The organism is Paenibacillus sp. 01T431 (genome assembly GCF_056398625.1).
Map to the genome: position 1 here is coordinate 628,330 of NZ_JBFTPT010000001.1, position 7,017 is coordinate 635,346.

The window sequence follows — 7,017 nt, forward strand, 5'->3', positions numbered from 1 at the left end:
GAAAGCGCACAAGAGGAGGAGAAATTTTGAGAACATTAACAGCCGTATTACTAGGCGCAGGCAGCAGAGGGAGATACATTTATGGGCCGTATGCGGAGAAATTTCCGAATGAATTAAAAATGGTTGCTGTAGCTGAACCAAATGAAGAACGCAGAAATCGGTTTGCAGAAATCCATCAAATCGACCAAGAGCATGTGTATGACAGCTGGGAAAAAGTATTTGAGCAAGGGCGTATAGCAGATGTCATGATCATCTGTACACTCGATCGGATGCATTATATTCCGGCGATGAAGGCCATGGAGCTCGGTTATCACGTTCTGCTTGAGAAGCCGATGTCGCCTTCACTTACGGAATGCATTCAGCTTGAGCAGGCATCACTGCGGCATAAAAGGCTGCTTGTTGTTACGCATGTGCTTCGGTATTCACCATTTTGGTCTGGGATTAAAAAATGTATCGAGGACGGCGAGCTTGGCACGGTGGGTACGATTCAATTAACGGAGAATGTCGGTTATCAGCATATGACGCATAGTTATGTGCGCGGCAATTGGCGGAATTCAGAGGAGACTAGTCCAATGATTTTGGCCAAATCGTGCCACGATCTGGATATCATCTCCTGGCTTATGGATCAGCCTTGTACAAGCGTTAGCTCGTACGGCTCTTTACTGCATTTTAGATCGGAGAATGCTCCGGATGGTTCAGCGGAACGCTGCATTGATGGCTGCGCTGTCGAGAAGGAATGTGCTTTCTCAGCGATAAAGATGTATATGCAGGCGCCGGATCACGCTTGGGCGAGATATATGACGAATGATTTGTCACAAGAGGGTATTCTGAAAGCGCTGAAGGAAGGACCGTTTGGACGTTGTGTATACCGCTGCGATAACAATGTCGTTGACCATCAGGTTGTGAATATGCAATTCGAGAATGGAGCGAATGCATCGTTCATTATGTCAGGATTGACGCAAAGCGGTACACGCCGTGTTCAAATGATGGGCACAAAGGGTGAAATTATTGGCGATATGGAGAAAGGTTCTTTTACGCTGTATCGTTATGCAACGGGAGAACAGCTTGAAATTCGCTGCAGCGTCCAAGGGGATGGCCACGGAGGCGGAGATGATCGGATGGTCAGCTCGTTCCTGCGAAACGTTTGCCAATTTGACAGCAATCCTTCACATGGCTTGACCTCTGCAACGGCGTCGCTGCAAAGCCATCTGATAGCATTTGCGTCGGAGCATTCGAGGCTGCATGAGGGGCTTGCGATCAAAATGTCGGATATGCTTGAGAAGCAAGAGCTGCCTGCATAAGGTAAATAGGCAGGGTTGAGATAAGGTGTCTCCATAGTGGTCAGCTCGCTGGAGCAATAGTTCGCTTTGGACAAAAATGATGGATCATATGCTGCAAGACAATGGTACAAGAGCTGTTTAGCTAATCATGTACTGCTATTTCCTGTTCTGGTCGATGGCTGTTTGCTTTAAAGCATACGATGGGTAGGCGAACGAACGCTTTGGCTTACTGGTTAGCAAGAGCCTTGAGAAAAGAAATGTTGGGATCTCTAGTTATTCTTCATCTGCTAGTTGCGCTTATGTTTTTAATAGTTATTTCGCCGTCAGCGGCGCACAACATGCTAAGAGCACTCCCCTAACGAACTGTATTAAGCTTATTGTACAGAAAATTACCTGTTTTAAGTTTTAACGAATCTTAATGTCGTTATTTCATGCTTTATAAGATGTTATGCCTCATTTTTCTCGATATAATGCTTCTGGAGTTCGTTGGAATTTCAAAGCTATACGAATAGTCTAAATAAGAGCTGCTAGGTTCGTTAGCGATATATGCTTTAACGATGGCCGCTAGCAACAGAGCATTTTGAGCGTCAACAGTTGAGGCGGATTGTGTGAATACGCATAAATGCGAAAATAGAATGCGTTGCAAAATTAAACCTATCGTTTCCATACAAGGCACGATGAAATAGGGCGAGTCTCAAAAGAGATAAACTCACTGGAGAGATAGCTCGATTTCATTAATAATCATGCAGCTGATGAAAAAAATGGCGTCACAGAAATTTTTTCTGTGACGCCATTCCCTATTTGAGTCTATTTATTTTGAGATAGGCCCATTTATTTGTCCATGACAAGAGCAATCTGAGCGGTGAAAGGAGACAAGTAAACAAATGTATATCAAAGTCATAAGTTATCTCTTTGAAAGTCGGGTCAAGTTTCTTAAAGTAACAGTAAGAACATGGCCTGCAAGCTTCTACATCGGTTGCGATGGAATCTTAGGAAGGAGGATTGAGTGCTGCAAAAGACTTAAAGCAGGCTTGAAATGAAACCTATTGTATTGCATGTCTAGTAGTCTTTTTATTTGAGAATAGAAAGGGAGCTGTCATTAATGAAAAGAAGTAAAAGCTGGATAGCTATCGCATTGATAAGTGCCCTGTTGTTGACACTGGTTCCGGCAGTACAAGCGGAAGATGGACAAGATCAAGGACAGGATCAGGGACAGTCTGCATTCCGTAATCTTGCTGCGGGGCTTGGATATGAATGGTCCGAAGCTCCGGAGGCCAAGTACCCGGATGATCATAATAAGCTGACCGATGGCATTTATGGAAAGTTGGATATGTCGGACCCGGCTTGGGTAGGGCATGTGAAGAAGATGACACGCGAGGTTGTGTTTGATTTAGGGGAGAAGAAATCTATCTCGAGCATTAAAGCGCGATTTTTGCAGGATTGGCCTGACAACACTATGCTTGTGCCGTTGACGGTCTCAATGTACGTATCCGACGACAAAGAAAATTGGGGAACGCTTTCACACAATTCAACCAAGCTGCTTTGGGGGGATGGGCCGCCAAGAGAAGAGGTATATGACTGGAATGGAAGCAGAGATGGCATCAAAAGTGGGAATTCTGATGCGGAGATGGCTTATGCCCGTTATGTGAAAGTAACCTTCTCGATGCATACGAGAGCTTGGACCTTCATTGATGAAATCGAAATATGGGGCGCAGATGGAAAAGTGGAAGGAGCGGAAGAAGTTGCCGCTGAGCAGCCGAGCTACTTAGAGCCGGGAGAAGCAACGGCTGGCATTCGTAATCTTGGATTGCTCTATAACGGACAATATGCGAATGATAAGGGTACCTGGACGAAGGATCGGATTATTCCTAATATCAGTTACGTAGATCGGTCCGGGGAACCAGTGGATTGGCTTTTTGACGGCGTTCTTTATCTTGGACTTACATCGCCGGCCGGAAATGCGTTTGGCGGAGGAGCTACGCTGGAGGACTGGAAATGGTACCTGAACAAAACATTTGCAGAAACAGGCGATATGCAGCAGCTAAACGAAGCGGCGATGGAAGTTGGAAGCAAGCTGAATCAGCCTGATCATAAGGTAAAGGTTGTTTTAATGATTCCAGACCCAGGTGAGTATGTGAACGATTTCGGAGATATTGACGGTGATGGTATATCTGAAAGCTTCAATGCTTCTGAAGTTGGAGAAATGAAAGCGTATGCAAATAGAGAGAAAGCGATACAGTGGTGGTTAAATGAAGCGGAACAAAAATGGGCATCAAACCATTACTCTCATCTTGAGCTTGCCGGCATGTACTGGCTGGAGGAACAAATCAGTACAAGCGCGACAGGGCCGGATTTAATTCGTTCGACGAGTAATAAAGTGCATGCTCAGAACTTGAAGCTTTTCTGGATACCGCACTTCTTAGCTTACAAAAGCCATATGTGGAAGGATGTCGGGATAGATGCTGTAGCCTTCCAGCCAAACTACTTTTTCGAGCCATTGGATGAGGATCGTCTGGAAGACGCCACGAACATAGCGAAGCGGTATGGGATGGGCGTTGAGCTTGAGTTTGATGATCGTATGGTGACTGATGGCGTGTTTAGGGAGCGGTATGTTGATTATTTAAACAGCGGCGTCCAAACCGGCTTTATGCAATCAGCCTTTAAAGCCTACTACCAAGGTAATAATGCTGTATTTGATACGGCGGTAAGTGCTGATCCTGCAACACGCATTTTGTACGATTGGCTCTATCAATTTATAAAAGGAACGTATCAAGCGAACAACGCTGCCCCTCCAAAGGCAGAAGTACAAATGAATGGCCAAGTGCTTCAAAGCGGAGTGGCTATTTCGGAAAGAGAACCCATTTCGTTTACATGGAAATTAATCAATGATGATGGAAGTGGATTGAATAAAGTAACAGCTACCTTTAATGGCAAGCCTTACACAGAAGGAACGGTTATAAATTTGGCAGGCAAGCCAGGAAAACATGAGCTTGTCATTACCGTAGCAGCAGGCAAATCGGAAAAAACATTTTATGTGATTGAAGCGGGTACCAGCGCATCCGATTTGAAAACATTAATTGAAAGCTACAAGGAAACCAAACAATTCACAAATGACGAAGCAGCTCGCTCGCTGAACAATTATTTGGAGATGATGAGCCGGTTCGAAGGAAACGACAAGTCGAAGTTTACCAAGTACTTAAAAGGCTTTAATGCGAAGCTGGAGCTTCTGAAAAAAGAGCATATGATTACAGACGGGGCGTACAGCACGCTGAAGGAAGACGTCTATTACCTGCTTGGAAATTTGGCACAGAATAAAGCCGCGGAAGCATCTACAGTAGAAGCCGGTAATCCAAATTATGCTCCGGGGAAAGCAGTTGATGGATTCCCTTCAACAAGATGGGCAAGTGAACTGCTGAACAACACATGGTTCCAGGTCGATCTCGGTGAAGTGACGGAGATGGACACTGTAACGATTGATTGGGAATACGCTCGCGCAAAAACCTATAAATTACTCGTCTCCGATGATAAGCAAAATTGGAAGAGTGTGATCAAGGAAAATGACGGCGTAATTACGGCGAAGGACGGCAAAGAAACGGTTCATTTTGACCCGATCAAGGCTAGATACATTAAATTTGAAGGGATCGAAAGAGCAACATTTTACGGATATTCGTTCTATGAATTTGGCGTTTATCACTTTTCGGGAGCAGAGGAAGCCAAGCCTATTGAAGGCATTAAAACTACGGTAGATGCGGCATCCAAAAAAGTAACTTTAGACGGTCTGGTAATGAATGGCGATCTTGCAAACGTAAGTTTGAAAGTCGTCGATCCACAAGGCAAAGTTCACTATGAAGCGAAGAAGATGAGTGAAGCTGCTGGAAACTTTCAATTCGACTTTACACTTACAGGTGAACTAGAGGGAACCTATGAGGCCTATCTAGCAACAGATGATATGAGTGAGCCGGAGAAGATTACTTTTGAATACAAGAAAGAGATTGAGCTTATTAAGACGATAGAAGGCGTTAAAGCAGGACTGGATACTGCGGCAAAAAAGGTAACAATTGATGGGTTAGTGGTGAATGGCGATCATACAAAAGTAAGCTTGAAGGTGCTTGATCCACAAGGCAAGGTAAATTACACAGCCGAGACGACGAGTACAGAAACTGGAAACTTTCAATTCGCATTTACATTGACAGGTGATGTAGAGGGGATCTATGAGGCGTATCTAGCATTAGATGATATGAGCGAGCCTAAACGGGTTACTTTTGAGTACAAGAAAGCATCGACTGGCGGAGGAGGCGGGGACTCGGTCATTTCCACTCCTGACTTGTTCCAGCTGCAATCAGATGGTTCTGTCAAAGCGGAAATGAGCACTAAGCTTGATCCAAGTGGAACGATGGCTGTCGGTGTGGTCAGTGAACAAGACCTGCAGAAGGCGATAGCTCGGGCGAAAGCAGATAAAGACGGAAAGCTGAAAGCAATTATTGTGCTTAACAAAAACGGCGAGGCAGCGAAGTATGCTTTGGATCTTCCTGTATCCTTCTTGTCTGAGCATCCTAACTTGCTTATTGAAGTAACGACGCCTAAAGCAACGATCTTGCTTTCTGGACAGATGCTGGTGAAGTCAGCAGAGCTTGGCAAGGAGCTGCGGCTTATCATCGGCGAGCGGGACCTTAAAACGTTGAAGCAGGATGTACAGATCCAGATAGGTGAAAGAGCAGTCGTTGAGCTTTCGGCGCTATTGGATGGAAAGGCTTATACATGGACCAATGCAAAGGCACCGATTACCGTTACGGTCCCGTATTTGTTAACAGGCAGCGAGACAGCGTCAAGCATCGGTATATTGTCCATTAATGAACAAGGAACAGCATCAGCAATTGCGGCAGCAGCCTATTCCGACTCAGATAAACATATCAGGTTCCAAATAGACCGCATGGGCATCTATGCAGTATTTTATAAACAGCCCGCAGCAGCCTTTACAGATCTCGGCAAATACTCTTGGGCGCAGGAAGCGGTTGAGAAGTTGGCTGCCTTAGGTATTGTAAAAGGAACATCGGCTACAACCTTCAGCCCGGCTGTACAGGTAAGCCGAGCAGACTTTATTCTAATGCTTGTAAGAGCGTTAGGCTTGAAGGCGGAGGCAAGCGATGCATTCACAGATGTTCAGCCACAGGATTATTTTTATGATGCAGTGGCTATTGCCAAGAAGCTAGGTATCGTTACCGGCATGGAGGGTGGACGATTTGAGCCGAAGGCAAAGATAACAAGGCAAGATATGATGGTTATGGCAGCGCGGGCATTAAAGGCAGCGGAAGCGTTAGAGCTACCTAGCGATATTGCATCGCTCAGCAGCTTCAAGGATGCAGATAAGGTGCCAGATTATGCAGCCAGCAGCATAGCAGGCATGATTGAGCTAGGTCTCATTCAAGGAGATGGCGGCATGATCAAGCCAAGCAATCATACTACCCGTGCTGAAACTGCAGTGTTTCTTTACCGAATCTTGAATTTGCTATCAGCGAAAGAATAGATTAACGAGGCACTATGACAGGAAGCAGCTTAATCAAGCTAAAGAAGAGGAGCCCCATGCGGGGCCAATGTCATTAAGTTAACATAAGAGTCAGGACCGGGAATAAAAATAGAATCAGAAACGGCTTGGGAAAAAGTCCTGTGCCGTTTCTTTTTTTATGCAAGTATGAAAAAAGGGAACAGCAAACAAGCGGATGGATGATCAGCTTAAAAA

Annotated in this window: 2 protein-coding genes; both read left to right on the forward strand. The window is 45.1% G+C overall.

The features are described from left to right. Nucleotides 1-26: 26 nt before the first annotated feature. Nucleotides 27-1,301, forward strand: a complete 1,275-nt coding sequence (locus tag AC1DM9_RS02640; RefSeq protein ID WP_430059633.1) for a Gfo/Idh/MocA family protein — start codon at nt 27-29, stop codon at nt 1,299-1,301. 1,081 nt (nt 1,302-2,382) lie between these two features. Beyond that, nucleotides 2,383-6,804 (forward strand): DUF4855 domain-containing protein, encoded by a 4,422-nt coding sequence (locus AC1DM9_RS02645; RefSeq protein ID WP_477512519.1) that lies wholly within the window; start codon nt 2,383-2,385, stop codon nt 6,802-6,804. Nucleotides 6,805-7,017 lie beyond the last annotated feature (213 nt).

What these genes read in the sequence shown, in the direction of transcription:
- AC1DM9_RS02645 (WP_477512519.1), top strand. Translation starts at nt 2,383, where the DNA reads ATGAAAAGAAGTAAAAGCTGGATAGCTATCGCATTGATAAGTGCCCTG.